The following is a 25843-nucleotide window of genomic DNA, read 5'->3' as shown; positions in this document are numbered from 1 at the left end:
GCCCGCCGTCCGAGGTCGTTTCAGGTCTTGATCAACGCCTCGGCACGCGTCCTAGCCCTGCGTCGGGTTGCTGTGCAGCTTGCGTCGTTCCCGGCGGTTGGGGTGGCGGATGACCACTCCCGCCATGCCGCCGGACCCGGTGAGCCGGATCAGCGGAGTTCCCGGGAGCCGGTCGGGAGTGGTCTTGTCCTTCAGGCCGCCGACGCCGGGATCCATGCCGCTGGTGTCTGCGGCCCAGCCGTCGGGGATGACGATCGTGACACCGGCCATCTCCCCGTACGCCTCCACCGCGACCTCCCGGAGGCGGCACGCGGCCCGGGTGAAGTCGATCTTCACACCCCCCACGCCTCCGTGAGCGATCACCTGCCCGGGAACCTCCCAGCGCCCGGGGCCCCGAGACGCGCCGTGCATACCGCCCTTGAGCACCAGGGGCGGCCGGCTCTCAACGGAACTCGGCCTCGGCAAGTCGGCGGTCAGGGCGGCCAACTCGGCGTGAGTCTTGGACTTCAGCGCCTGCTCCAGGCGCGAATCCAGCTCATCGAGGTCGATTCGCCCCTCGGCCGCCGCATCGCGCAGTTGCTCCACCACTGCTTCCCGGTCGGCGTGAGAGGCGCGAAGCTCTCCTGAGGGAGCAGGGCGCGGAAAGGGCTCTGGAGGCGGGGCGGTCATGACCCCAAGGATAAGCAGCCAGCGGACTGAGCAGACTGGGGCTGCACCTCTCGAACACTGCCTGGAGCCTCCCCCGGACGCGGCCGGTCGCCGCGCTCTGGAACCCCGGCCCACCCACGCGTCGTCAAGGTGGGCCAGGGAGCTTGAAACCTCCGGACGTACGGGACCGGCGCGCGGCAGGCCGCGAGGGGCTGCTCGCGGCCTGCCACGGACCGGCGAGCGCACCGCCCTGTCGTTCAGCGGCTTCCACGCCGTCTTGAAGTCTTTGTTCTTGGCGTTCGGCTACATGCGACCTGCCTCGGGGCGGTGGTAATCGGCCCACTGCCGGGCGAGGGCGGCGGCCCGGATCTTCCATTCCTGGGGGTCCTGTTGTGCGGCTCGCTCCCATACCCGGGCGTTGGCGGCCACGAACGCCGCCAGCGGTCGGCCGTCGGTCCAGGACGGGAAGGACCTGCCCCAGGCTTCGGCGGACTCGACGGTGTGACCGGCCGCCATGAGGCGGAAGGCCAGCATGGCCGGCTCTGCCCACGCAGCGCCCTTGCAGGCCCACGCCCAATCGACGATGTACGCACGTCGCGGGGTGATGAGCACATTCTCAGGGTGCAGGTCGGTGTGAAGAAGGTTGCCGCCGGTCAAGACGTCGAGGCCGCCATAGTGGCGTTCGGCTCCTCTGGTGACCACTTCAGGAACGGGGATGGTCTGAAGGTGGGACACCGCCGTGTGGAGCAGGCCGAGATCGGCAGAGCCGGGCGAGTAGTCCGCGTGGCGGCCCTCGATGTACTCGAAACCGAGAACCGTCCAGCCGTCCACCTCAAAACGCCACAGCAGACCCGGGGCGATACCCGCCACGTGCGGGGACACCCGGGCCTCGTTGTTCAGGGAACGGGCGAAGACACCCCCGTGAGCGCCCTTGATGAACACCGGCCCTGTTGCGGTGTCGAGGGTGGCGGTGATGTCGGATCGGTCGCCACCCGCCGGACGGCTGCCCGTGACCCGGCCCGTACGTTCCCGGACCTGGTCGCGCACGACTCTCGGCAGGTCGGCCCAGGTGATCCGGTCAGTCGTCGTCCGAGTCATGGCAGGGATGGTTGCACGTGTTCATGCACGTGGGGGCCTCCGGCCACAGTTCGCCGTCCACCGGGTACCCGGTCCGGTGCAGGGCCTCCACGGTCCGGGCCAGGGCGTTACCGGACCGGATGTCGTCGTTCATGATCGGCAGGTGGTGGATGAACCGGCCGGCCACTCGGTCGCAGAACTCCGCGTACGCCTTGGTGTGCAGGATGAAGGCATGCCACCCGGGGTCGGTGGCGTTGGACGGTGCCAGCTTCGCGCCGGGGTTCTGGGCGCAGGCCACCAGGAACACGAGCGTCTGAGTGACGACCCGCTCAGCCATGTCCCGGTCGTGGCCCTCGTCCTTCATGACCCGCTCGGTGAGCTTGTCGAACAGGTCCGGACTGATCAACTCTCGGGGATCTCGTGACATCGGCTCCTCCTAGAGCCTCCTGGGCGCGGCCGTTACCGCGCTCTGGAACCCCAGCCCGCCCGCGCGTCAACAAGGCGGGTCGGGGAGCTGCAAACCTCCGGACGTACGGGACCGGTGCGCGGCAGGTCGCGAGGGGCTGCTCGCGGCCTGCCACGGACCGGTGGGCGCCTCGATCGCCGGTCTAACGGTCGAGTGCGCCGTCCTGGATCAGTCTGATGAGTTCGGCGAAGGCGGTCCGTCGTACGGTCAGCCACTCGCCCTCGGGGTCCTTCGAGTCCCGGATCGCCACGCCTGCGGGCAGTTCGGCCAGCTCGACGCAGAACTCGTCGTTCGAGCTACCGCTGTGGGAGCTCTTGCGCCAGTGGATCGCCATGTACTCCTCCTGGGTCTGCCGGTCAGAGCGGGGTGACGGTGGCCTGTGGCGGTCGCCGGGGGTACGGCCCGGTGACCGCCGCAGGCCGGTAGGACGCCGTTCGTTACCGCTCAGCGGTCGAGCGCGCCCTCTCGGATGCGCCTGACCAGCTCTCCGAAGGCGGCCCGTCGTACGGTCAGCCGCCCGCCCTCCGGGTCCTTCGAGTCCCGGATCCCGACTCCGGCGGGCAGTCCGGCCAGCTCGACGCACGCCGAGTCGTTGGCACCGCCGCTGTGGGAGCTCTTCCGCCACTGCTCAGTCATGGGCACCTCTCCAACCACTGATCGATCAACTTGCGCGAGTCGTCCTCGGATGCCGCCTTCGCGCCGATGCGATCAAATGTAAAGCCGAACTCCCTGACTTCGCTTGGCTCCTCGACCAAACGCCCGCCATTCTGAGCACCCGCGTACGCGATGTCCCTGGTCTCCAGGCTGATGATCTGGAAGGGACCGTCCGCACCGAGATGCGCTCCTGCTGCGAACGGGATGACCCGAACGATGACGTGTGGCAGGTCGGCCACCTCACGCAGGTACCGAAGCTGCGCCCTCATAACCTCTGCGCCCCCGACCAAGCTGGCCAGCGCGCTTTCGTGAAGCATCGCCCAGATGAACGGAGAGTTCTTGCGGTCGAGGATGTTGCGCTTGCGCTGGAGCCGTGCGGCGTACTCGCCTTCCTGATCCTTGTGGTTGCTGGCTTGGACGTAGGCCCAGGTGTACTCGTCGGTCTGGAGCGGGAACGGGATCACGTCACCGTGGTACATCTTGAGCGCGTTCGCCTGTTCCTCGTACTGGGTGAACTGGCGGAACCAGTCCGGGTCGTGGGCCGCGCGGGCGAACCAGAGCAGCAGCTCGATCAGCCGCCCGGTCCCGAACTTCCTGTCGATGATCTTGGCATGGTCCTCCTGGAGCCGGTGCCGTCCTGCCTCGATGTTCGAAACAGTCGACTTGGCGGCCCCGATGATCCTCCCCCACTGGGTCAGCGAGAGCCCTTCCTTCTCCCGCATGAACCGTAGGTAGTACGAGAGGAAGTGCCACATCGAGATCTTGGGGTCGAGGGGGTCACGGACGATCGGCATTGGTCCTCCGCGGTTTTGTTTTCTGTTGGACACGGCCAACCTAACTACAGAAAAGCCCACTGTGAAGGGAGAAGCACAGAATCCCTCAGGAAGGCGCCGGCCATGTCAACCTCATCCGACTGCCTGTCCATGTCCATGCTGGCGTCCCCCGCCGCACCCGGCCTGGCCCGCACTCTTACCGAGGCCAGAATTCTCAAATGGGGCGACTCGCACATTCTGGACGACGCTTTCCTGATCGTCTCAGAATTGATCACCAACGCGATCACCGAGACCCCGGGAAAGCAGATCCACTTCCGCCTCACCCGAGACCGCATCTACCTCGTCGTGGCCGTCTGGGACTCCAGCCCCCGTACCCCCCACATCAAGCAACCCACCCCCACCACCCCCGACACCCTCGACCTCTCCCCCGCCCACTGGGACGACAACGGCGGCTGGGGCCTCCCCCTCGTCACCGCCCTCGCCATCGACTGCGGCTGCAAACAAGACCCCCGAGGCGGCAAATGGGTATGGGCCCGCCTCAAGCCCTGACCGCCCAAAGGACGGACCCGGCCGCCCGTGCCAGACCTGGGCCGACACGGACGGCGCGAGAGTCGTTCGCCCGCGGCGCTGCCCTCGGCCCTGGTTCACCCGACCCGGTTACGGTGATGAACGAGTCCACGGCAGGGGCTTCGGCTGCACCCCACCGCTGACCAGGCCCGCCCTGAGCCGCTCCGCCATGCGGCATGGGGAGCATGTCGCGTGACCGTCTTCGGCGAAAGGTCAATCTTGTGCAAGAAGTTGCCGCTCGGGAATGGCTTGACCGCTATGCGGCCGCCCGTGACGACATCGTTGGCCGTGTCATGACCGCCTCTGACGGCAGCCCGGGGGTCGTCGGCCTATGGCAGGTCGGGTCTCTCGCCCAGGGTGCAGGTGATGCCTGGAGTGATCTGGACCTCGTTGTCGTTCCCATCGATCAGATCTTGTCGGACGTGGTCACCGATCCCGTTCAGATCCTCGGTGCGGGTGAGCGTGTGCTGTTCGTCTTCCGCCGCCCTGTCAACGGCCCGGCCGGCGGAACCTATGCGGGGATCTGTTTCGAGGTGGAGCACCTGCCGTTGTGGGTGGACTGCTACGTGTGGCCGCTCCAGACCGCGCAGGTCCCCGGCGACGCCCGGGTACTGGTGGAGCGCCGGGACCATCCGATCCCACGGACGGCCGATGAATTCTCCGCGCTGGTGGACCGCCACCGCGCCCCGTCCGCCGGTGGCGGGGAATCAGACCAGGACCGGCAACGGTTCTGCTTGCTCGCCACGCTGGTGGCGAGCAAGAACCTGGCGCGTGGTGATCAGAGTGGGGCGGCGCGGATGCTGCGGTGGGTCGATGTCCCCGCCATCGACGTCACCCAGGTCACCTCAGTGATCGCCGGACTGCGGCACCTGCTCACCACCGTCACTGATCCCGACCTGGCCGATGCCGTCCAGGCGACCGCGAACTGGGTGGACATGGCCGAGGCTCTGGCCCCGTCGGCGCCATGACCGGCCCGCACGTTCGACCGGGCGCGGGCGATCGGCGAAGTCCGGGGACGCTGGGGGGCGTGCGGTCCGCGGCGAGGTCAGGACGGTGAGGCCGTGGTCTTCGTGAAGGTCATGTCCATCCAGTGGTGCCAGGTCGAGCCGTCGTCGGTGCGTTCCCACCGGGCCGCCATGGAGGCGCCGTCTTCGGCGATCACGAGGGTCGCCCGTTCCGTCTCGCCGGTGAACGTCCAGACGCCGTCGTCGCCGACCGTCGCCTGCATGGTGACGAAGGCGCCGTGGTTGTCGAAGGAGCGCATGGGGAAGGTCCCGCCGGCCGGGTCGTAGGGGCCGATCATCTCGATGACCTCGACCCTCTGGTCGTCCATGCGGACGTCCACGCGGTGGACGAGGAAGAACCCCCCGGCCATCCACTCGTAGTCGTCGAACCCCTCGATTCGGACCGCCGGTGTCGTCACCGTCCGCCCCTGTGAGCGCCAGCGGCCGACGAGCACGTCCAGGAGCCTGTTGCGGGGATGCGGGACCGGCGGGCGGTTCGCGGTCGCGGTGGTGTCGTTCGTCATGGCGGGCCTCCGGCTCCAAGCTGTGTAAGATGTTGCTTAAATACTTACACATGAGGAGACCGAGCGGAGGGCGAGGGTGGACGAGGCGTTGCGGGCGGTCGCGGACCCGACCCGCCGCGCGATCCTGATGCTGGTACGGGACGAGGAGGTGTCGGCGGGCGTCATCGCCGGACACTTCCCCGGCATCAGCCGGCCGGCGGTCTCCCAGCATCTGGGGATCCTGGTCGCGGCCGGTCTGGTGACGGTCCGCCGCGCCGGCAACCGCCGCTATTACCGGCTCCGTCGCGAGGGCCTGGCCGAGGCGGCGACGTTCATGGAGACGATGTGGTCGGCCCCGCTCGCCCGCCTGAAGGAGGCGGCCGAGCGGGAAGAGCGTGCGCGTACCGACGACGAGGAGGCGAGAGGGTGACGATGAGCGCCGTGGAGAGCCGGACGGTCGAGCAGACGATGCGGATCCAGGCACCGCCGGAGACGGTGTGGCGGTACTTCACCGATCCCGAGCGGCTCGCGCGATGGTGGGGAGAGGCCGAGGTGGACGCCCGCCCCGGCGGCATCCTGCGCGTGCTGATGCACGACGGCCCTCGCCCCGTGATGCGCGGACGGTTCACCGAGCTCGTCCCCCACGAGCGGATCGCCTTCACCTTCGGCTGGGAGCCCACCCCCGGAGCACCGGACATCCCGCCCGGCGCCTCCCGCGTCGAGATCACCCTCGCCGGCGACGGCGATGCCACCGTGCTCACCCTCCGGCACAGCGGTCTGCCGTTCCGCCTCCACGACGAGACCGACACCGGCTGGCGGCATCTACTCCACCGGCTGAGCACAACGGCAGCACACGATCACCACCCCTGACCAGGGAGGTTGCGCTGGTTGCGCAAGTAGGCGCGGCTGGTGGTCGGGTTCTTGAGTTACTTGATCTTGGGTTTGTCGGTCAGTTGCGCGATCGGGTCATATACTTGCGCAATGGGTCAGCCAGCAGGGGAGTCGGCGAAGACACGGCGGCTTGCCGAGGTCGCCAAGAAGGTCGGGGTCAGTGAGGCGACGGTCAGCCGGGTGCTGAACGGGCGGCCGGGGGTGTCGGACGCCACCCGGGCGGCGGTGCTCACGGCGCTGGACGTGCTGGGGTACGAGCGACCGACGCAACTTCGGGGGGAGCGGGCGCGGCTGGTGGGGCTGGTGCTGCCGGAACTGGGGAACCCGATCTTCCCGGCGCTCGCCGAGGTGATCGGCGGGGCGCTGGCGCAGCGCGGGTTCACACCGGTGCTGTGCACGCGGACGGCGGGCGGGCTGTCGGAGGCCGACTACGTGAACATGCTCGTCGACCAGCACGTGTCGGGGATGGTGTTCGCCGGGGGGCACTACGCCGAGATGGACTCCCCGCACGAGCACTACTTCCGGCTGATGGAGCTGGGGCTTCCGGTGGTGCTGGTGAACGCGGCCGTGCCCGAGTTGGCGTTCCCGAGGGTGTCCACCGATGACGCGGTCGCGGTCGAGCAGGCGTTCACCCATCTGGCGTCCCTTGGGCACGAGCGCATCGCCCTGATGCTGGGGCCCGAGGACCACATCCCCTCGCAGCGCAAGCTGGCCGCCTTCCGGGCGGTGGCGGCCGGGCGCGGGACGCCGGTCGCCGAGGACGCGGTGGTGCACGCCATGTTCTCGATCGAGGGCGGGCACAGCGCCGCCTCGCGGATCATCACGGCGGGCTTCACGGCGGTGATCTGCGCCAGTGACGTGCTGGCCCTGGGCGCGATCCGGGCGGTGCGGCGGGCCGGCCTGTCGGCCCCCGAAGACCTGTCGGTGGTCGGGTTCGACGACTCGGCGTTCATCAACTGCACGCATCCGCCGCTGACCACGATCCGCCAGCCGATCGAGGCGATGGGCCGGGCCGCGGTCACCATGCTGGTCAACCAGATGGAGCGCGGGTCGGTGCCCGCCGAGGAGCTGCTGTACGAGCCGGAGCTGGTGGTGCGCGGCTCCACCGCGCCCGCCCGTGTCGCCGTTACGGGATCGTGACGGCCACTTTCCGTCACTGAGTCTCGACCTTACGAAGCCGTCGCCCCGGTGCGGGGCGGCGGCTTCTGTCGTCTGGCTGCGACTTCAGCGCGTACGCAAGACTGTGCGGAGCTGTTGTCGCAAATTTGTGCTCTACTGCTCGACTATTGCAATGTGATGCTCGTCTCTGTATGTTCCTCGCAATCGCCCCGAGGAGGAACCTCTGATGAGACTCCGTCACACGGCGGTGCTGCTCGCCGCGGCGCTCGCCCTGTCCGGCACCGCCTGTGGTGCCAAGTCCAGCAAGAAGGACGACCTCGGGGCCGCCCCCGGGGCGACCGCGGGACCGCTGGACCCCAACACCAAGGTCTCCATCACGGTCGGCTGCCAGCCCCCCAAGACCGCCAAGGCCGAACGCGCCGCGTGGGACTCCGACGTCAAGGAGTTCCAGGCCAAGCACCCGAACATCACGATCGTCAGCAAGGACGCCTTCCCTTGCATCGTCCCGGAGACCTTCCAGGCCAAGCTGGCCGGCGGGCAGATGGAGGACGTCTTCTACGTCTATTACACCGACGCGCAGAACATCATCAGGAACAGGCAGGCCGCCGACATCACCCCGTACGTGAGCGGCCTGCAGAGCGTCAGGGACGTCAACCCGCAGTTCCTCCAGGCGCTCAAGGGCACCGACGGCCGGATCTACGGGCTGCCGCGCAAGGGTTACACCACCGGGCTGGTCTACAACCGCAAGCTGTTCACCCAGGCCGGTCTGGACCCGAACAACCCGCCCAAGACCTGGGCGGAGGTCCGCGAGGCCGCCAAGAAGATCACCGCGCTCGGCCCCGGCTACGTCGGCTACGGCGAGTACAGCGCGGGCAACACCGGCGGCTGGCACTTCACCTCGGAGATCTACGGCCGGGGCGGCGACGTCGTCACCCCCGACGGCACCAAGGCCGCCTTCAACAGCCCGGCCGGCCGCGCCGTGCTGCAGAACCTCAAGGACATGCGGTGGACCGACGACTCCATGGGGACCAAGCAGCTGCACCGCTGGGAGGACCTCATGCGGCTGATGGGCAGCGGCAAGCTCGGCATGATGGTCGGCGCGCCCGACGTGGCCGTCGAGGTCTTCCTCAACTTCGGCGCGAAGATCGAGGACATCGGCGCCACCACGCTGCCGGAGGCCAGGGCGTCCCTGCTCGGCGGTGACGCGTACATGATCAACCCGAAGGCGTCCCCCGACCAGATCAAGGCCGCGATCCTGTGGCTGGAGTTCCGCAACCTGACGCCGGGCCAGGGGCAGTTCGACTACGAGCAGTTCAAGTCCCTGGGCCGCCCGGTCGGCGTGCCGGAGAACCTGCTGTGGGGGACCAACGCCAGCGGTACCAAGGAGCGTGAGCTGCGCAGGCGGTTCGCGACCGTGCCGGTGGACAACTTCGCCCCCTACGAGAACGGCGCGCCCAGCGTCGCCCCGAAGGTGGAGCCGCCGAACGCGCAGGCCATCTACGCCATCCTCGACAGCGCCATGTCGGCCGTGCTGACCAGGAAGGACGCCGACATCGACCAGTTGCTCGGCGACGCGGAGAAGAAGGTCAACGCGCTCCTGGCCCGTACCAACTGACAAGCAGCCCGGGGGCGCCTTCGGACCGCGCGGGCGCCCCCGGGCCCACCGACAGGGGTGACGATGACCGTTCTGCAGAGCCGGCCCGGCGGGAGGCGGACCGGACGGAGGCGGCCGGGCCTGGCGGTACGGCGGAACCTGACCGCCTACGGATTCCTGAGCGGGGCGCTGATCTGCTTCGCGTTCTTCTCCTGGTATCCGATGGTCCGCGAGTTCATCCTCAGCTTCCAGAAGAACAACTTCGTGGACCCGCCGGTCTGGGTGGGGCTGGACAACTTCCGCACGGTGATCCAGGACCCGGCGTTCAAGAGCGCCTGGCTCAACACCGCGATGTTCACGCTGCTGGCCCTGGTGTGCGGGTACCTGGTGCCGTTCGTGATCGCGCTGGTGCTCAACGAGCTGCGGCACGCCCGCGGCTACCTCAGGTTCGTGGTGTACCTGCCGGTCATGCTGCCTCCGGCGGTGTCGGTGCTGCTGTTCAAGTGGTTCTACGACCCCGGGCCCGGCCTGTTCAACCAGATCCTGGGGCTGGCGCAGCTGCCGGCGCTGAGCTGGCTGGACTCCAAGGACACCGCGCTGATCTCACTGGTCATCGTCTCCACCTGGATGAACCTGGGCAGCGGCACGCTGATCTACCTGGCCGCGCTGCAGACCGTGCCCGGCGAGCTGTACGAGGCCGCCGAGCTGGACGGCGCGGGCGTACTCCGCCGGATCTGGCACGTCACCATCCCGCAGACCCGGCTGATCCTGCTGGTGATGCTGCTGTTGCAGGTCATCGCCACCATGCAAGTGTTCGTCGAGCCGTACCTGCTGACCGGAGGCGGCCCGGAGGACGCCACGATCAGCGTCGTCTACCTCATGTACCAGTACGCCTTCAACTACGGGAACTTCGGCGGAGGCAGCGCCCTCGGGCTGATGCTGATGCTGGTCCTCGTCGTGTTCTCCGCCGCTTACCTGCGCCTGTCGCGCGACAACACCTAAGGGCCGGTCACGATGACCAACCTCACCGCCACCCGTCCGCCCGCCACCCCCGTACCGGACAAGCGGAGGGCCGCGCCCAAACGGCGGCCGCGCACCCGGTTCACCTCCGAGCACCGGACGATCCTGTCGCCGCACCAGCTCAACTCGCGGTGGGGCCGCCGGATCTACTGGCTGGTCCTGGTCTCCACCGTGCTGGTGTTCACCGCGGTCTTCGTGTTCCCGCTGTACTGGATGGTCACCGGGGCGATGAAGACCGGCGAGGAGTTCGCCCGCATCCCGCCCACGTACGTGCCGTCGCGGTTCTCGCTCGACGGCTACCGGCAGGCGTGGGAGCTGATGAACCTGGACCGGTTCCTGCTCAACACGCTGCAGTACGCGTTCGGCGCGTGGGCGTTCGCGCTGGCCTTCGACGTCGGCGCGGCCTACGCGCTGTCCAAGCTGCGGCCGCTGTTCGGCAACGTGATCCTGCTGGCGATGCTGGCCACGCTGATGATCCCGCCGACGGTGATCCTGCTGCCGGCCTACCTGACCATCAAGGACGTGCCGATCGTCCGGCTGGACCTGCTCAACACGCCGTGGGCGATCTGGCTGCCGGCGGTGGCCAACGGGTTCAACATCTTCCTGCTCAAGCGCTTCTTCGACGCCATCCCCACCGAGCTGATCGAGGCCGCGCAGCTCGACGGGGCCTCTCCGCTGCGGATCCTGCGCTCGATCGTGCTGCCGGTGTCGCGGCCGATCCTCGGCGTGGTGTCCATCTTCACGGTGGTCAACGTGTGGCGCGACTTCGCCTGGCCGCTGCTGGTGTTGCAGGACCCGGAGAAGATGACGATCAGCGTCGGCATCGCGTCGCTGCGGGCCAACATGCCGCAGACCACGATGACCGCCGCCCTGGTGATCGCGAGCATCCCGACGATCGTGGTGTTCTTCCTGTTCCAGCGGCACATCATGGCCGGCCTGACCGCGGGCGGCCTCAAGGGCTGACCCGGTCCCGTTGTTTTCCTACAGCCCTAAGGAGTGCCGCAGCATGCCCGAAACATGGTGGCGGGGAGCCGTGATCTACCAGGTCTACCTGCGCAGCTTCGCCGACGGCAACGGCGACGGCGTGGGCGACCTGGCGGGGCTGCGCTCCCGCCTGCCCTACCTGGCCGAGCTGGGAGCCGACGCGATCTGGCTGAACCCGTGGTACCCGTCGCCCATGGCCGACGGCGGCTACGACGTGGCCGACTACCGCGACATCGAGCCCGCCTTCGGCACCCTGGCGGAGGCCGAGGCGTTCATCGGCGAGGCGCACGCGCTCGGCATCCGAGTCATCATCGACGTGGTGCCCAACCACTCCTCCGACCACAGCGAGTGGTTCCGGCAGGCGCTGGCCGCCGGGCCGGGCTCGCCGGAACGGGCCAGGTTCTGGTTCCGGCGCGGCGAGGGCGACGGCCCGCCGAACGACTGGCGGTCCATCTTCGGCGGACCGGCCTGGACGCAGGTGCCGGACGGGGAGTGGTACCTGCACCTGTTCGCGCCCGAGCAGCCCGACTTCAACTGGACCCATCCCGACGTGCACGCCGAGTTCCTGGACGTGCTGCGGTTCTGGTTCGAGCGGGGGGTGGACGGCTTCCGCATCGACTCGGCCGCCGTCCTGGTCAAGGACCCCGACGCCGCGCCCGACGGGCTCCACCCGTACACCGACCGGGACGGGGTCCACGACATCTACCGGGACTGGCGGCGGCTGGCCGACGCCTACCCGGGCCGGATGCTGGTCGGCGAGGTGTGGCTGCCCGACCAGGAGCGGCTGGCCCGCTACCTGCGGCCGGACGAGATGCACACGGTGTTCAACTTCCCGTTCCTGGGCGCCCCCTGGGACGCCGCCGCACTGCGGGCCGTCATCGACGACACCTTCGCCACGCTCGCGCCGGTCGGCGCCCCCGCCACGTGGGTGCTGTCGAACCACGACGTGATCCGTACGGTCACCCGCTACGGGCGTGCGGACACCTCGTTCGACCACGCCGACCGCAGGCTCGGCGCGCCCACCGACCCGGCGCTCGGGCTGCGCCGGGCGCGGGCCGCCGCGCTGCTGTCACTGGCGCTGCCCGGCAGCGTCTACATCTACCAGGGCGAGGAGCTGGGGCTGCCCGAGGTCGAGGACCTGCCGGACGAGGTGCGGCAGGACCCGATCTGGCGTCGTTCCGGCCACACCGACCGGGGGCGGGACGGCTGCCGGGTGCCGCTGCCATGGTCGGGCGTTGAGCCTCCGTTCGGGTTCGGCACCGGGGAGCCGTGGCTGCCACAGCCCGCCGGGTGGAAGGACCTGACGGTCGAGGCACAGCAGGCCGACCCGTCCTCGATGCTGGCCCTCTACCGCGCCGCCCTGCGGATCCGCGCGAACGAACTGGGCGACGGCACCATGCGCTGGCTGCCCATGGGTGACGACGTGCTCGCCTTCGTCCGCGACTCCGGCCTGACCTGCGTGGTGAACCTCGGCGCCGAGCCGGTGCCGGTCACCGGTGAGGTCCTGCTCGCCAGCGGACCGCTGCAAGGGGGCCTGCTACCCCCGAACACGGCGGTCTGGCTGCGCTGACCCTCTCCCCCGGACGCCCCTGGTCCTTCCGGGGGCGTCCCCGGCCCCCAAGCTTCTGCCGCTCCTCCCAGGCAGGTCCCCGCGTACCTGGCTCCAGGTGGTTCGCCTCGTCTCTGCGACGGCCGGCGTACGGTCGATGCAGGCTGTCAGTGCAGGGTTCTGCCCTGGCAGCGGGGATCGACCGGGACCAGCGGGTGGCGCGGGGCGCGCCAGCTGAGCATCGTCTGTTCCACGTGCCAGCCGTGGACCCGGATGTCGATGGCCGGGGGCTGGCCGGGCGGGCGGCACAGGGTCTTGGAGACGAGCCGGTCGTTCGGGATGAACCGCAGGACGCCACCGCCGTCGAGCACGGTGGTGGTGGTGTCGTCCACGGAGACCACCTCACCGATGACGATCCGCGACGGGCCGGGGTCCTCGGGGGTGTCGTCGACCTCCAGCGCGAGGGTGGGCAGCACCGGGGCGCGCAGGAAGATCACGCTCACCAGCGCCGCCGCGAGCACCGCCCCGCCCAGCGCGGTCCCGTGGGCCAGCGGCCGGGCGGCGCGCTCGGGGACCGGGCCGACGAGCAGCAGCGTGCAGACGGGAGGCAGCGCCAGCATGAGCACGAGCAGCACCTCGTCCTGCGTGAACGCGTCCCAGATCGCCGGCGCCAGCCACGCGTACACGGCGGCGGCGACCAGCAGCGGCAGCAGGACACAGGCGGCCCAGACGGCCCGGCCCGCGCCGCGCCGGGCCTTCACCTCCAGCCCGAAGACGACCAGCAGCAGCATCAGCAGGGCCGGCAGGAAGCGCAGTTGCCAGATCATGGCCGCCAGCAGCCCCAGCACGAGCACCACCCAGTCGGGGATGCGCCGGCTCGCCCGTACCAGCCAGGAGCCGCCGTCGCGGGGAGCGCTCACCCGCAGCAGCGCGCCGAGCGCCCGGCAGCCGAGGACGACCACCGGGACCGACCACATCAGGGTCACCAGCAGCGTGCTGACCAGCCCCAGCGGACTGACGTTCTGGACGAGCACGAGCATCGTCTGGGGGTCCTGCCCGCTGAGGTACCAGACCCGCATGATGAGCAGGAGCAGCGGGAACGCGGGCAGCAGGGTCAGCAGCCACTGCTGCCCGCCCTCGGCCTCGCCGTTGCCGGCCATGGGTCCTCACCGGCCGTCCGGGCCGCGCCGGGCACCGGCCGCCGTCACCGCCGCCGGTGGCACGGGCACCGCGGCGGGGGCGGCGAAGGTGCCCGCGCCGACGGTCCTGTCACGCTCCCACGGCCACTGGCGGATCTCGACCTTCTCCACCGGGGGCTGCTCGGAGATGGCGACCTGCTGGATGCCCGCGGCCTGCTGCTCGGCGGCCAGGTTGCGGTCGAAGGCGTCCTCCCAGCGCCGGTCCCGGGGGTCGTTGCGGGACTGGTAGAGCGACAGGTTCACCAGCTTGGTGAGGGCGTCGTTGCCCCCGGTGTTGACGCCGTAGCTCTCCAGGGTGTCGAGCCCGACGTCGTGCAGCCGCAGCCGGCCGGGGTACTGCTTGACGAACCCGGCCAGGATCGCGGCGTCGGAGGTCACCGCGTCGAACTCCCCGCTCAGCAGGCCGTCCGCGCACTTCTTCATGCTGTTGCGGCTGACCAGCCTGACCTTGGCCTCCGCCGCCGGGCCGGTGGAGGTGGACGTCGCCGTGGTACACATCCGCATCCCGCTGAAGTCCGACATCGACTCGGCCGGTTCGACGTCCTGGCGGGTCATGACGGTCTGCTCGGTGCGCAGGTAGGGCGCCGAGAAGCTCACCGTGGGCAGCCGCTCCCGCTCCTCGGTGATGCTGAACGTGGCCACCACCATGTCCACCGTGACGAACCGGCCGTCGGCGTCCCGGGCCTGCATACGCGCCCGGTCCTCGGTCTCGATGGGCAGGAAGCGCACCTGGCTGGGGCGGAACCCGAGGTCTCCGGCGATCATGTAGGCGATGTCGATGTCGAAGCCGGAGTAGGTCCTGGTCTTCGGGTCGTACAGCGCCATCCCCGGGTGGTCGTTCTTGACCCCGATGCGCAGGTCCTGCTTGCCGATGAGATGCGCCTGCTCCAGCAGGTCCTCGCGGGTGGGCGGGCCGCCGCGCTGGACGAGCACCACGATGGTCACCACGACGAGCATGAGCACCGCCAGGACGACGCCCAGCCGGAGGGTGCGGATCGTCCTGCCGCGCGGCCAGTTCCCGCCGAACCGGCCACCGTCCGATGCGATCATCGGAGATCACCGTCCCTTCCGGATCGAACGGCCGTGACGGCCGGGCGACGGAGCCCGTCCGGCGCGGCATCATATTCGGTGGCATTGTGAAGACGTCCGGGGGCTGTCCGGAGTTCGGTGGGAAAGTGCGCGCCCGGCAGGCGAGACGGAAATGTTACTGATCGGTTCGCGGAATCGCGCACCGGCCCGGACGGAATTCTCCGGGATGTCCGGGATCCGGTGTCACAGCCGGGAGCAAAGATCGTTCAGCAGGGCGTACTCGGCGGTCTCCTCGGTGTCGGTGCCGCCGAGCATGTAACCGCCGAATTTCATGCCGCCCCGCTCCCGGCCGATGGTGATCACGCCTCGGGCGATCTCGGCCATGGCGGCCGCCACATCGGCCGGTTCGACCTCGGTGTTGCGCCTGATGTACCGCTCGGTGAGCCGGGACGTGGAAATGATCTCCCCATGGCCGGCGCGGACCCGGGGATCGTCGTTGTACATCTCCCAGTACATTCGGGAGCCCGGAATGACCGCCGGTGGGGAGACCGAAACAGTGGTGATCTGGTCGCGGTACGTCTCGGCGAGGGACAGCCAGTCGTCGACCTCGGACTTCAGCAGTTCGAGCGTCGTTCCGGGCAGGCCGACAATGCCTGATATGTAGAGTTTGTAATCCAGTGCCCTGGCGAGTTCCAGCGCTTCGTGGATCCGGTCCTTCCCCTTGTTGATGCCCTTGGAGTCGCCCTTGAGCAGCCGGGGGTCGAACGCCTCCAGCCCCACGTTCCAGGTGCGCACGAAACCGCGGCACAGCTCGGCCGACCGCAGGAACTCGTACACCAGGCCGTAGGCCAGCATGAAGCGGTGCCGCCGCAGGACGGGCGAACGCGCGCACGCCTCGGCCAGCTCGTCCAGGTACGTGATGTCGCCGCCCCACTGGTCGGAGGAGAAGCCCAGCGTGGAGTCGCCCGCCGCGTAGACGTTGGCCCCCAGACCGCCCACCACGTCCTCCAGGACGGGCACGGCCGCCGCCACGTCCGTGGTCTTGGGCGTGAGCCCCTGGATCGAGCAGTGCTTGCACCGGCGCGTCGCCTTGTCGCCCCAGGTGCACCCGCCGTCGAGGGGCAGCGTGACCATGCGCTTGAGCTCGTAGTGGTGGGCGTACCAGACCGCGAACGCCTTGTCGTAGTGGCGTTCGAGCTGGTCTTCGAGCAGCCGGTAGTCGGGCAGGATCCGGCGGTTCAGCGGGAAGGTCGGCGCCGCCTGGTGGACGACGGCGCCGCCGCGCCGGTAGGCCAGCGAGGGCACCCGGCCGAGGTCCAGCCTGCCCTGCAGGGCGTACAGCAGCCCCAGCATGGTGAACGGGCCGTTGTTGCCGGTGCTGACGAAATCGACCAGCCGCCCGCCGTAGGTCCCGGTGAGTATCTCGCGGTAGAGGATTCCGGCGTGGTCGTTGCCGAAGATCACGACGGCATTGGGGTTCACCCGTTTGATCTCGGCCGCCACGATCAGCGCCCACGGCGCAGTCGCGGTGTAGACGCTGAGCGCGGCCACGTCGGGCGGATCCGCGGCGATCGCGGCGCGGATCCGGGGCCAGGGGACATGGCTCAGATCGTGGTAGGCCCAGGCGATCTCGGGCAGGTACGTCGCCTGATAGGTGATCATTTCCATCAGCCCGGCATGTGGATAGACCGTGCCCTCGTCGCGGTAGCGCTCCTGGCCGTCCACGCCCTCGATGAGGGCCCCGCCGCCGGAATGGCCGCCCCGATGCGCCGAGGTGAGCGGAAGCCCGAAATACCACACCGAACGGATTCGCCGCCGCGACTCCCCGCGCCCGGCCGGCGGGAATTCCCAGTGATACCGCGGGTCGACGCCGACGATCTCTTCGACCGGCCGCAGGCTCATCATCGCGGACCCCCTTCTTCCCGATTCCGGTCAGGCGGTATCCTCTTTTTGGAACACGCGATGCGGGCGGCGCCGGCGACGGATCACATCGAAGTCGTATTCTTCGTCGCGCGGGTGACGGCGTCAAGGCGGGAAGGCCCTTTCACGAAATCATCGTGCGCCGTCCCCGCCCTCACCGCACGAACCCGGCACGGGCCGATGCCACGGCCTCGGTGTTCCGGTGGGCGGGTCAGCTGTCCCGGAGGTCCTCGGGGTGGAGGGGGATCGTCGGAAGGTCGCCCTGGGCGCGCTTCCTGGCCGTCGTGGCCGGGAGGGCGGCGATCTGGTCGTTGAAGTTCTTCAGATAGGCGTCGTACACCGACGAGCCGAGGATTCTCATGTTCGACTCGTCGTTGTGGTAAACGCCGTTGACGGTGTAGTTCGCCGAGCCGGTCATGACGATCCTGCGGCCGTTCACCCCGTTGTAGCGGCCGTCGATCAGCAGGTACTTGTTGTGCGTGTAGTACCGGGCGTAGCCGTCGGCCCTGGTGCCGTGCGTGGTGTCGCGGACGTCGATCCTGGATTTGGCCAGGGTGGAGCGGATGGAGGAGTCGATGGAGTCCTTGGTGTAGATCACGGTCACCCGGCAGCCCCTGGCGGCCATGCTCGCCAGGTGCCGGGCGAGCGGGAGCCGACCGTCGGTCCACTGGAACATCGCGACGCGCACCCGGCTCGGGTGGGTCTTGGAGCAGGCCACGAGCTTGAGCATGCTCAGGATCGTGTCGCTGCCGCTGTTGGACTTCGGCCAGAAGTACGCCTTCGGATTGGTCCCGGACGTCCAGTAATAACCGTGGTCGTAAGAGCCCAGAGCGCCTCTGGACATGTCGTTGAAGTTCCTGACGTAGGCGTTGTAGAGGCTCTTGTTGCCGACCACCGTGTAGCTGTTGTTCCAGGCGGTCTCGGCCTGGCGGGTGGTGGGATTGGCGCTGGAGACGGTCACCACGCGCTTGCCGCCGCCGGAGAACAAGAAGATCTTCGAGTGCAGCGACCCGATGGCCTTGCCGTTCTTGTGGTAATGGTCCATGCAGCCGCCGGAGCACAGCGCCGCATAACTGCTCGCGCTGCTCTTCAGGTTCACCCTGGTGCCGAGCGCGGACTGTAGGCGCCGCCAGTCGCCGTTCACGGCGTGCCGGTCCATCAGCACCCGCACGTGCACCCCGCGCCGGTGCGCGGCGATGAGCTTGTTGACGAAACTGTCGAGCGTGATGCTGTAGACCGCGACGCGGATCACTGAGCCCCGGGGGGCGGTGGCGATGTCACGCTCGATCCGCCGCATGATGGCGTACTGCTGGGCCGTGGTCCCCTTGGGATTGTTGAACACCGGTCCCGCGACGGGGGCGAACACCGCCGCATTCGCCGTTCCCGTGCCGAAGTGGCCGACCCCCGCGGCGATCAGTCCCAGGACGGCCGCCGGAACGACGGCACGCCACCTGCCCCCATAGGCCACGCCCGTTCCCCTCCCCATGGCCGGCACCGAGGCAGAATTTTAACAGGGAAAATGCCCAATAATGCGGAAGATCACCGGTTTGGCCGCAATCGGGCGGGAAAAAGGCGTGCCGGAAGCGGTGGGCGCGGCCGTCCCGGGAGCGCGTCCGGCCTGGTGAGCGGCCTGATCAGGGCCGCCAGGCGCGCGCCGGCGGTCGGCGGGAGGCGATGCCACGGACGGGCCGAATGCCCGGTGAGTGACAACTTACCGTTATGCCCTGATGACAGGAGGCGGATCAGGCGTACCTTGCCCTCATGAGCCGGCGTCTCATCGAGCTGGAGGCCGAGGTCGCGGACTGGCTGGAACAGCTGCTCACCGCGCAGTTCGCGGCCGTCGCCTTCGCCATGCACTTGATCGCAGCCTACGGCGCCCTGCGCGCCGACCCGCGGGTCCAGTATCTGGGCAACCGCTTCCACCCCATGAACGTGATGCGGTTCTACCTCGACACCGAGCCCATGGGGCTCAGCTACTGGTGCGCGCCCGAGCGCCGGACCGTCATCCTGACCGTCTGGCGCGTCTCCCGTATCTGCGAGGCCGCCGAGGCGGCACGCGCCCGCCAGGCCCTGCACCGCTGCGCGGGCCATCTCCCCCATCCCCACGACCAGCACCACAACTGGGCCGAGCTCAGCGCCCGGCGCATGCTGGAGCCGGGGGCCGCCGACTCCTACCGGCAGGCCGCCGCCGCCCACGTCTTCGGCCAGGCCGTCCATCTGCAGCGCGCCCGCCACCACCTCAGCGTCGAGGAACTCGCCGCCGCGGCCGACACCACGGACTCGCTCATCAACCGCTGCGAGGTGGGCGGCCTCCCGCCCACCACGCCGCTGGCCGCCCGCATCGCCGCCGCCCTGTCCTGCGAACAGCTCCTGACCCGTCCCCTGGACCCGCCCGCGGTCCCGGCGTAGCGGACGGTCCGGGCCTGGTCCAGGGTAGGTCCGGGCCGGGTCCGGGCTAGCTGTCGCGGAGCTGTGCGGGGTCGACGGGGATCGCCGGGAGCCGGCCCTCGGCGCGCTGCTGGGCGGTCAGGGCCGGGACGGAGGCGATCTGGTCGTTGAAGTTCTTCAGGTAGGCCGCGTACATGGTGGCGCCGGTGAGCTTCAGGTTCGACTCGTCGTTGTAGTACAGCCCGTTCACCGTGTAGTTCGCCGAGCCGGTCATGACGATCTTGCTGCCGTTCGTGCCGCCGTACCGGCCGTCGATCAGCAGGTACTTGTTGTGCGTGTAGTGCTCGGCGTAACCCTGGGGGGTCCTGCCGAACGTGGTGTCGCGGACCACGACCTTGGACTTGGCCAGCGTCGACTGGACGGCCGGGGAGATCGAGTCCTTGGTGTAGATCACGGTCACCCGGCAGCCCTTGGCCGCCATGCTCACCAGTTGCCGGGCCAGCGGGAGCCGGCCGTCGGTCCACTGGAACATCGCGACGCGGACCTGGCTCGGATAGGTCTTCGAGCACGTGACGAGCTGGAGCATGCCCAGGATCGTGTCGTTGGAGCCCTTGGACTTCGGCCAGAAGTACGCCTTCGGATTGGCCCCGGACGTCCAGTAGTAATTGCGGTTGTAGGAGCCCAGGGCTCCCTTGGACATGTCGTTGAAGTTCTTGACGTAGGCGTTGTAGAGGCTCTTGTTGCCGACCACCGTGTAGCTGTTGTTCCAGGCGACCTCGGCCTGCGTGGCGGTCGGGTTGGCGCTGGAGATGGTCACGGTCGGCTTGCCGCCGCCGGAGAACAGGAAGAACTTCGTGTGCAGCGAGCCCACCGCCGCCCCGTCCTTGCCGTGGTACCGGCCCATGCAGCCGCCGGAGCACAGCGCCGCATAACTGCTCGCGCTGGTCTGCACGTTCACCTTCGTGCCCAGCGCGGACGCCAGCCGCTGCCAGACGCCGTTCACCGAGTGCTGGTCCATCAGGAACCGCACGTACACCCCGCGCCGGTGCGCGGCGATGAGTTTGTCGGCGAAACTGTTCAGGGTGATGCTGTAGACGGCGACGCGAATGACCGAGCCCTTGGGCGCGGTGTCGATGTTGCGCTCGATCTGCCGCATGATGGCGTACTGCTGGGCGGTGTTCCCCGTGGGATTGTTGAAGACGGGCCCCGACCGGGGGGAGAACGCCGCGCTCGCCGTTCCCGTCCCCAGATGAACGGCCCCCGCCCCCAGCACACCGACGGCGGCCACCAGAGCGGCGATGCGCTTCCCGCCCGGAAATCCCACGCGTTACTCCCCCTCCCCCGACCGGACACCGTCCGTGATCTTAACAGGAGGAATCGGCCGAAGGCGGCGGGATTCCACGTTCCGCCACGACCCGGCGAAAGCGCACCGCACGGGAGCGTACGGCGGCGAACCGGCAGGTCACCGAGCGAGTACCGGCAAGCGCGACCGGCCCTGCCGAAGGCGCGACCGGCCCTGCCGAAGCGAGGCCGGCCACACCGCTCCCGGGAAGGGCGCCGGGCCGGCGGACGGTCGTACCGCCCGCCGGCCCGGCGTGACAGGGCGGGCGGTGTTCACCGCCCTGATCGCTCCGCCACCTGGTCGAGGCGTTCGGAGGAGGAAGCGGAGGACGGGGGGTCCGGGACGGCCGCGGGCCGGTGGCGGCCGGAGCGGGCGGCCGTCAGGTCCCGGGCGGTGCCCCACAGGCCCTTGCGGAACAGCAGGACGATGACCACGAAGATCAGGCCGGTGATGATGCCGGTCTCCTCGAAGCCCGCGGTGGCCAGGTAGTCGTTCAGCGAGACGATCAGCGCGGCGCCCAGCACGGCGCCCCACAGGGTGCCGATGCCGCCGAGGACGACCATCATCACCGCCTGCCCCGAGGTGGTCCAGTACACGTCGTGCAGGGACGCGAAGCCGTGGCTGATGGCGAAGACGCCGCCGCCCAGCCCGGCCAGCGCCGCCGACAGCACGAACGCCAGCAGCCGATACCGGTCGACCGGGTAACCCAGCGCGCGGGCCCGCGACGGGTTGTCCCGGATCGACATCAGCACCTGGCCGAACGGGCTGCGCACGATCCGCCACGCCACCAGCAGCCCGACCAGCACGAACGGCAGACCCGCGTAGTAGAAGAGGAACGGGTCCGACAGGTCCAGGCCGAACAACTCCCGGGGGATGCCCTGCAGCCCGTTCTCCCCGCCGGTCACATCGCGCCACTGATTGACGATGAAGTAGATCATCTGGGCGAAGGCCAGCGTGACCATGGCGAAGTAGATGCCGCTCAGCCGGACCGACAGGTAGCCGATCGGCACCGCTAGCACCGCCGCCGCCAGCGCCCCGCCGACGATCGCCACCGGGAAGGGCAGCCCGGTGTGCAGGGCGATCAGCCCGGTCGTGTAGGCCGAGGTCCCCCAGAAGGCGGCGTGCCCGAACGACAGCAGCCCGCCGTACCCCAGCAGCAGATCGACCGCGACGGCGAACAGCGCCCAGGCGGCGATGTCCATCGCGACCGGCGGGTAGATCAGCCACGGCAGCGCGAACGCGACCACCAGGGCCAGGGCAAGCAGCACCGGCCGCCGCGCCAGCAGACGCAGGATCATACGAGGCCCTCCTCCCGGCCGAACAGGCCCGCCGGGCGCCACAGCAGCACGGCCGCCATCAGGATGAACACCAGGGTCTGTGACAGTGCGGGCACGTACAGGTTGCCGAGGGCGGAGATCAGCCCGATCAGGAAGCCGGCGGCCACCGAGCCGAACACCGAGCCGAGCCCGCCGATCACCACCACCGCGAACACCACGATGATCAGGTCGGCGCCCATCAGCGGGTTGATGGCGCGCATCGGCGCGGCCAACACCCCGGCCAGGCCCGCCAGCGCGATGCCGAAGCCGAAGACGGGGGTGACCCAGCGCGCCACGTCGATGCCCAGCGCCCGGGTCAGCTCCGGCTTCTCGGTGGACGCCCGAACGATCATGCCGACCTTGGTGCGGGTCAGCGCCAGCCACACCAGCCCGCACACCAGCGCGGACAGGGCCAGCACGAACACCTGGTAGGCGGGGTACTCGAACAGCCCCAAGTTCAGCGAGCCGTCCAGCAGCCCCGGGCGGCCGTACTGCTGGGACTGGACGCCGTACCGGCTCCGGACCACGTCCTGCAGGATCAGCGCGAGCCCGAAGGTGAGCAGGAAGTTGTAGAGCGGGTCCAGGGCCGCCAGCCGCCGGATGAACAGCCGTTCCAGCACCACCCCGGCCAGGCCGAGCAGCACCGGGACGATCAGCAGCGCCGCCCAGAAGCCGATGCCGAACGAGTCGAGCAGCACGAACGCGCCGAACGCGCCCAGCATGTAAAAGGCGCCGTGGGCGAAGTTCACCACGCCCAGCATCCCGAAGATGACCGCCAGGCCGAGGGCGAGCAGGGCGTAGAACGCCCCGCTCACCAGGCCGTTGAAGGCTTGCTCGACCATCAGAGCCGGCAGCTTCCGTCGGCGGGCTGGAACGCCTCGTTCGCCGGGACGGTCTTGAGGATCTTCTCGTAGTCCCACGGCTCCTTGACCTCGGCGGCCGGCTTGACCTGGGCCAGCTCGACGTCGTGCAGCAGCAGGTGGTCCTGGGCGCGGATCTCGGCGTTGTCGGCGAAGACGTCGTTGAACTTGTGGCCCTCCAGCGCCTTGACCACGTCGTCGGAGTTGTCGGTCCCGGCGCGCTGGACCGCCTCCAGGTACTGCGTGGCCGCCGAGTAGTTGGCCGCGTGCGCGAACGAGGGGCGCTTACCGGTCTTGGCCATGAACTTGTCGGCCCAGGCGCGGTTCTGCGGGGTGGCGTTCCAGTACCAGGGGTCGGTGAACTTGGTGCCGGCCAGGGCGTCGGGGCCGAGCGAGTGAATGTCGGTGATGAACATCAGGCCGACCGCCAGGTCGATGCCCTTGTCCTGCAGCTTGTACTCGTTGTACTGCTTCACCAGGTTGACCAGGTCGCCGCCGGCCTGCATGGTGCCGAGCACCTGCGGCTTGGGGTTCAGCCCCGGCGCCTTGAGCAGGAACGTGGAGAAGTTGTCGTTGGGGAAGGGCGCCGGGTCGCTCTTGACCACGGTGCCGCCCGCCTTCTGGATGGCGGCGGTGAAGCTCTTGTTCATGTCCTGCCCGAACGCGTAGTCCGGGTAGACGATGTACCACTGCTTGGAGCCGTCCTTGGTCACCGTGCTACCGGTGCCGTTGGCCAGCATGTAGGTGTTGTAGCCGTAGTGGAAGGTGTACTTGTTGCACTGCTTGCCCTCCAGCTCGGTGGTCGCCGCCCCGATGTCCATGAAGATCTTCTTCTTGGCCTTGGCCTGGTTGGCGACGGCCAGCGCGGCGGCCGAGGACGGCACGTCCAGGATCACGTCGGCGCGCTGCCGGTCGTAGAGCTCCTGGGCCTTGGAGTTGGCGATGTCCGGCTTGTTCTGGTGGTCGGCGGAGATCACCTTGATGTCCTTGGTGACCGCCTTGTCGCCGTACCTGGCCGTGAAGTCCGCGACGGCCATCTTGACGGCCTCGACGCTGTTCTTGCCGGACAGGTCGGCGTAGATGGCCGTCTGGTCGTTGAGCACGGCCAGCGTGACCGAGCCGTCGCTGATCTTCCCCCCGCCCCCGCCGGGACCACCGCCGCAGCCGGCGAGCAGGGCGCCGACGGTGGCGACGGCGGCCGACAGACCCAATGCCTTCATGTCACACTCCTGGGGGATTTTTAGATTCCGAGGTGTTCGAGGAGTTCGTGTTCGCGGGCGCGGACCTGCTCGTTGTCGAGCGACTCGACGACGCGGCCCTCGGCCAGCAAGTAATGGCGGTCGGCCACGGTGGTGGCGAAGTGCACGTTCTGCTCGACCAGCAGCACGGTCACCCCGCGCCCTTTGACCTGGCGCAGGATCTCCCCGATCTGCTGGACGATGAGCGGGGACAGCCCCTCGGTCGGCTCGTCGCACAGCAGCAGCCGCGAGCCCATGCGCAGCACCCGGGCCAGCGCCAGCATCTGCTGCTCGCCGCCGGACAGCCGGGTGCCGGGGAAGCGCCGCCGCTCCCGCAGCCGGGGGAAGGTCTGGTAGATCTCCTCCAGCGACCACGGCGCCGGGCCGCTGACCGGGGGCAGCAGCAGGTTCTCCTCGACCGAGAGGGTGGCGTAGATGCCGCGGTCGTCGGGCACGTAGCCGATGCCGCGGCGGGCCCGGCGGTGCGGGGGCAGCGCGGTCAGATCGTCGCCGAGCAGCGACATCGTCCCGGACGTGCGCCCGTGCAGGCCCATCACGCACCGCAGGAGGGTGGTCTTGCCCGCGCCGTTGCGGCCGACCAGCGTGACGATCTCGCCCTCGGCGACGTCGAGCGACACCTCCCGCAGCACCTGGGCCTCGCCGTACCAGGCCGACAGCTTGTCAACGGTGAGCATCGGGGTCTCCCAGGTAGGCGCTGATCACTCGGGGGTCGTGCCGGATCTCGGCGTAGGGGCCCTCGACCAGCACCCGGCCGGCCTGCAGGACGGTCACCCGGTCGGCGAGGCTGGCGACCACGTTCATGTTGTGCTCGACCATCACCACCGTCCGGCCGGTCCGCACCCGGCGGACCAGCTCCACCGTCCGGTCCACGTCCTCGGCGCCCATCCCGGCGGTGGGCTCGTCCAGCAGCAGCACCTTGGGGTCCAGGGACAGCGCGAGGGCCAGTTCCAGCGCCCGCTTGCGGCCGTAGGCCAAGGTGCCGGCCGCCTGGTCGGCGAAGCCCAGCAGGCCCACCTGGTCCAGCAGTTCGTCGGCGCGCCCGGCGAAGCGGCGCAGCGCCTTGTCCGAACGCCAGAACCGCCAGCCGAGCCCGGTCGGCCCGGCCAGCGCCAGCTCCAGATGCCGCCGCACCGTCATCTGCGGGAACAGGCTGGTGATCTGGAACGATCGGGCCAGCCCGGCGCGGGCGACCTCCTCGGGACGCCGGCCGGTCAGATCGCGGCGGCCCAGCGTGATCGTCCCGGCGGTCGGCGGGAGAAAGCCGGTCAGCAGGTTGAACAGCGTGGTCTTGCCGGCTCCGTTCGGGCCGACCAGGGCGTGCACGCTGCCCTCGGCGACGTCGAGGTCGACGCCGTCCACGGCCCGGAAGCCGCGGAACTCCTTGGCCAGGCCGCGCGCCGCCAGAATGGCACCGGTCATGCTCCCGCGTCCTCCTCGAAGGGGGTTGGCCGGGCGAGTGACCCAGCCCACATCGGTCATGTGACGCCGCACACTATGGCAATCCCGACAACGGTCACCATGTAGAACGCCCCCACAAACCCGGCGGAGGCTGTGTGCCCCGGCGACACCACATGGCCGCGGGGACCGTCCTGGGAGCGGGGCACCTGGGCTCTCCGCCGATGCCGTCACCCGCCGCGTTCACCGGCACGTCACCGGGGTGCCGGGACGAGTCGTGGCGGGG

At 69.3% G+C, this 25843-nt stretch carries 27 protein-coding genes; 10 read left to right on the top strand and 17 right to left on the bottom strand.

Translation table 11 applies throughout. The features are described from left to right. Positions 1 to 51 precede the first annotated feature (51 nt). From C4U03_RS23005 to C4U03_RS22980, 6 genes are all read right to left on the bottom strand, one after another. Positions 52 to 669, bottom strand: a complete 618-nt coding sequence (locus C4U03_RS23005; protein ID WP_103939926.1) for a DUF1707 SHOCT-like domain-containing protein — start codon at positions 667 to 669, stop codon at positions 52 to 54. 282 nt (positions 670 to 951) lie between these two features. Next, positions 952 to 1746, bottom strand: coding sequence for a phosphotransferase (locus C4U03_RS23000; RefSeq protein ID WP_103939925.1), 795 nt, complete (start codon positions 1744 to 1746; stop codon positions 952 to 954). Further along, entirely contained in the window at positions 1727 to 2152 is a 426-nt protein-coding gene (locus C4U03_RS22995; RefSeq protein WP_103939924.1) for a glycine-rich domain-containing protein, read from the bottom strand. The genes C4U03_RS23000 and C4U03_RS22995 overlap by 20 nt, the downstream gene beginning before the upstream one ends. Before the next feature lie 181 nt (positions 2153 to 2333). Continuing rightward, the gene (locus C4U03_RS22990) at positions 2334 to 2525 is read right to left on the bottom strand and encodes a DUF397 domain-containing protein (protein ID WP_103939923.1); all 192 of its coding nucleotides are present in this window, start codon (positions 2523 to 2525) and stop codon (positions 2334 to 2336) included. 110 nt (positions 2526 to 2635) lie between these two features. After that, positions 2636 to 2827: a DUF397 domain-containing protein gene (locus C4U03_RS22985; protein WP_103939922.1), complete on the bottom strand. Its 192-nt coding sequence runs from the start codon at positions 2825 to 2827 to the stop codon at positions 2636 to 2638. Next, positions 2824 to 3639, bottom strand: a complete 816-nt coding sequence (locus C4U03_RS22980; RefSeq protein ID WP_103939921.1) for a helix-turn-helix domain-containing protein — start codon at positions 3637 to 3639, stop codon at positions 2824 to 2826. Before C4U03_RS22980 ends, C4U03_RS22985 begins: the two co-directional genes overlap by 4 nt. 102 nt (positions 3640 to 3741) lie before the next feature. Between C4U03_RS22980 and C4U03_RS22975 the strand changes: the two genes are divergently transcribed. Both C4U03_RS22975 and C4U03_RS22970 read left to right on the top strand, forming a co-directional pair. Then, positions 3742 to 4167 (top strand): ATP-binding protein, encoded by a 426-nt coding sequence (locus C4U03_RS22975; RefSeq protein WP_103939920.1) that lies wholly within the window; start codon positions 3742 to 3744, stop codon positions 4165 to 4167. A gap of 203 nt (positions 4168 to 4370) precedes the next feature. After that, on the top strand, positions 4371 to 5153 hold the full coding sequence (locus C4U03_RS22970) for a hypothetical protein (RefSeq protein WP_146087476.1): 783 nt from the start codon (positions 4371 to 4373) through the stop codon (positions 5151 to 5153). 77 nt (positions 5154 to 5230) lie between these two features. On the opposite strand, the gene C4U03_RS22965 is transcribed toward C4U03_RS22970, so the two are convergent. Further along, the gene (locus C4U03_RS22965; RefSeq protein WP_103939918.1) at positions 5231 to 5713 is read right to left on the bottom strand and encodes a DUF1579 family protein; all 483 of its coding nucleotides are present in this window, start codon (positions 5711 to 5713) and stop codon (positions 5231 to 5233) included. Positions 5714 to 5789: 76 nt separating this feature from the next. Here C4U03_RS22965 and C4U03_RS22960 point away from each other — a divergent pair, with 76 nt between their 5' ends. The 7 genes from C4U03_RS22960 (at position 5790) to C4U03_RS22930 (ending at position 12870) form a co-directional block, all read left to right on the top strand. Further along, positions 5790 to 6122, top strand: a complete 333-nt coding sequence (locus C4U03_RS22960) for an ArsR/SmtB family transcription factor (protein ID WP_103939917.1) — start codon at positions 5790 to 5792, stop codon at positions 6120 to 6122. 2 nt (positions 6123 to 6124) lie between these two features. After that, positions 6125 to 6562: an SRPBCC family protein gene (locus tag C4U03_RS22955; RefSeq protein ID WP_103939916.1), complete on the top strand. Its 438-nt coding sequence runs from the start codon at positions 6125 to 6127 to the stop codon at positions 6560 to 6562. Positions 6563 to 6673: 111 nt separating this feature from the next. Next, a complete protein-coding gene (locus tag C4U03_RS22950; RefSeq protein ID WP_103939915.1) occupies positions 6674 to 7723 on the top strand; it encodes a LacI family DNA-binding transcriptional regulator in 1050 nt (349 codons plus the stop codon). A 205-nt stretch (positions 7724 to 7928) separates the two neighbouring features. Beyond that, positions 7929 to 9317, top strand: a complete 1389-nt coding sequence (locus C4U03_RS22945; protein ID WP_103939914.1) for an ABC transporter substrate-binding protein — start codon at positions 7929 to 7931, stop codon at positions 9315 to 9317. A gap of 63 nt (positions 9318 to 9380) precedes the next feature. Next, positions 9381 to 10298, top strand: coding sequence for a carbohydrate ABC transporter permease (locus tag C4U03_RS22940; protein ID WP_103939913.1), 918 nt, complete (start codon positions 9381 to 9383; stop codon positions 10296 to 10298). A gap of 12 nt (positions 10299 to 10310) precedes the next feature. Beyond that, entirely contained in the window at positions 10311 to 11279 is a 969-nt protein-coding gene (locus C4U03_RS22935) for a carbohydrate ABC transporter permease (protein WP_103939912.1), read from the top strand. A gap of 43 nt (positions 11280 to 11322) precedes the next feature. After that, positions 11323 to 12870 (top strand): glycoside hydrolase family 13 protein, encoded by a 1548-nt coding sequence (locus C4U03_RS22930; protein ID WP_103939911.1) that lies wholly within the window; start codon positions 11323 to 11325, stop codon positions 12868 to 12870. A 146-nt stretch (positions 12871 to 13016) separates the two neighbouring features. On the opposite strand, the gene C4U03_RS22925 is transcribed toward C4U03_RS22930, so the two are convergent. The 4 genes from C4U03_RS22925 to C4U03_RS22910 form a co-directional block, all read right to left on the bottom strand. After that, positions 13017 to 14009 carry a hypothetical protein gene (locus C4U03_RS22925; protein ID WP_103939910.1) on the bottom strand — a complete coding sequence of 331 codons (993 nt, stop codon included), beginning with the start codon at positions 14007 to 14009 and terminating at the stop codon, positions 13017 to 13019. A gap of 6 nt (positions 14010 to 14015) precedes the next feature. Then, on the bottom strand, positions 14016 to 15098 hold the full coding sequence (locus C4U03_RS22920) for a transporter substrate-binding domain-containing protein (RefSeq protein WP_103939909.1): 1083 nt from the start codon (positions 15096 to 15098) through the stop codon (positions 14016 to 14018). Between the two features lie 222 nt (positions 15099 to 15320). Beyond that, positions 15321 to 16982 (bottom strand): B12-binding domain-containing radical SAM protein, encoded by a 1662-nt coding sequence (locus C4U03_RS22915; RefSeq protein ID WP_103939908.1) that lies wholly within the window; start codon positions 16980 to 16982, stop codon positions 15321 to 15323. A gap of 226 nt (positions 16983 to 17208) precedes the next feature. After that, on the bottom strand, positions 17209 to 18483 hold the full coding sequence (locus tag C4U03_RS22910) for a phospholipase D-like domain-containing protein (protein ID WP_103939907.1): 1275 nt from the start codon (positions 18481 to 18483) through the stop codon (positions 17209 to 17211). Positions 18484 to 18758: 275 nt separating this feature from the next. Between C4U03_RS22910 and C4U03_RS41200 the strand changes: the two genes are divergently transcribed. After that, the gene (locus tag C4U03_RS41200; RefSeq protein WP_200827402.1) at positions 18759 to 19406 is read left to right on the top strand and encodes a helix-turn-helix domain-containing protein; all 648 of its coding nucleotides are present in this window, start codon (positions 18759 to 18761) and stop codon (positions 19404 to 19406) included. A 46-nt stretch (positions 19407 to 19452) separates the two neighbouring features. On the opposite strand, the gene C4U03_RS22900 is transcribed toward C4U03_RS41200, so the two are convergent. From C4U03_RS22900 to C4U03_RS22875, 6 genes are all read right to left on the bottom strand, one after another. Beyond that, the gene (locus C4U03_RS22900; protein WP_103939906.1) at positions 19453 to 20709 is read right to left on the bottom strand and encodes a phospholipase D-like domain-containing protein; all 1257 of its coding nucleotides are present in this window, start codon (positions 20707 to 20709) and stop codon (positions 19453 to 19455) included. A gap of 290 nt (positions 20710 to 20999) precedes the next feature. Further along, positions 21000 to 22025 carry a branched-chain amino acid ABC transporter permease gene (locus tag C4U03_RS22895; protein WP_103939905.1) on the bottom strand — a complete coding sequence of 342 codons (1026 nt, stop codon included), beginning with the start codon at positions 22023 to 22025 and terminating at the stop codon, positions 21000 to 21002. Further along, positions 22022 to 22885 carry a branched-chain amino acid ABC transporter permease gene (locus tag C4U03_RS22890; RefSeq protein ID WP_103939904.1) on the bottom strand — a complete coding sequence of 288 codons (864 nt, stop codon included), beginning with the start codon at positions 22883 to 22885 and terminating at the stop codon, positions 22022 to 22024. The genes C4U03_RS22895 and C4U03_RS22890 overlap by 4 nt, the downstream gene beginning before the upstream one ends. Continuing rightward, the gene (locus C4U03_RS22885; protein ID WP_103939903.1) at positions 22885 to 24123 is read right to left on the bottom strand and encodes an ABC transporter substrate-binding protein; all 1239 of its coding nucleotides are present in this window, start codon (positions 24121 to 24123) and stop codon (positions 22885 to 22887) included. Before C4U03_RS22885 ends, C4U03_RS22890 begins: the two co-directional genes overlap by 1 nt. A 20-nt stretch (positions 24124 to 24143) precedes the next feature. Next, positions 24144 to 24836: an ABC transporter ATP-binding protein gene (locus C4U03_RS22880; RefSeq protein ID WP_103939902.1), complete on the bottom strand. Its 693-nt coding sequence runs from the start codon at positions 24834 to 24836 to the stop codon at positions 24144 to 24146. Next, positions 24823 to 25581 (bottom strand): ABC transporter ATP-binding protein, encoded by a 759-nt coding sequence (locus tag C4U03_RS22875; protein WP_103939901.1) that lies wholly within the window; start codon positions 25579 to 25581, stop codon positions 24823 to 24825. The genes C4U03_RS22880 and C4U03_RS22875 overlap by 14 nt, the downstream gene beginning before the upstream one ends. Between the last annotated feature and the right edge of the window lie 262 nt (positions 25582 to 25843).

The organism is Thermomonospora echinospora, assembly GCF_900108175.1.
GTDB classification, from domain to species: domain Bacteria; phylum Actinomycetota; class Actinomycetes; order Streptosporangiales; family Streptosporangiaceae; genus Thermomonospora; species Thermomonospora echinospora.
Note: the sequence above shows the minus strand (reverse complement) of the source record. Positions and strands in the feature narration are given on the sequence as shown.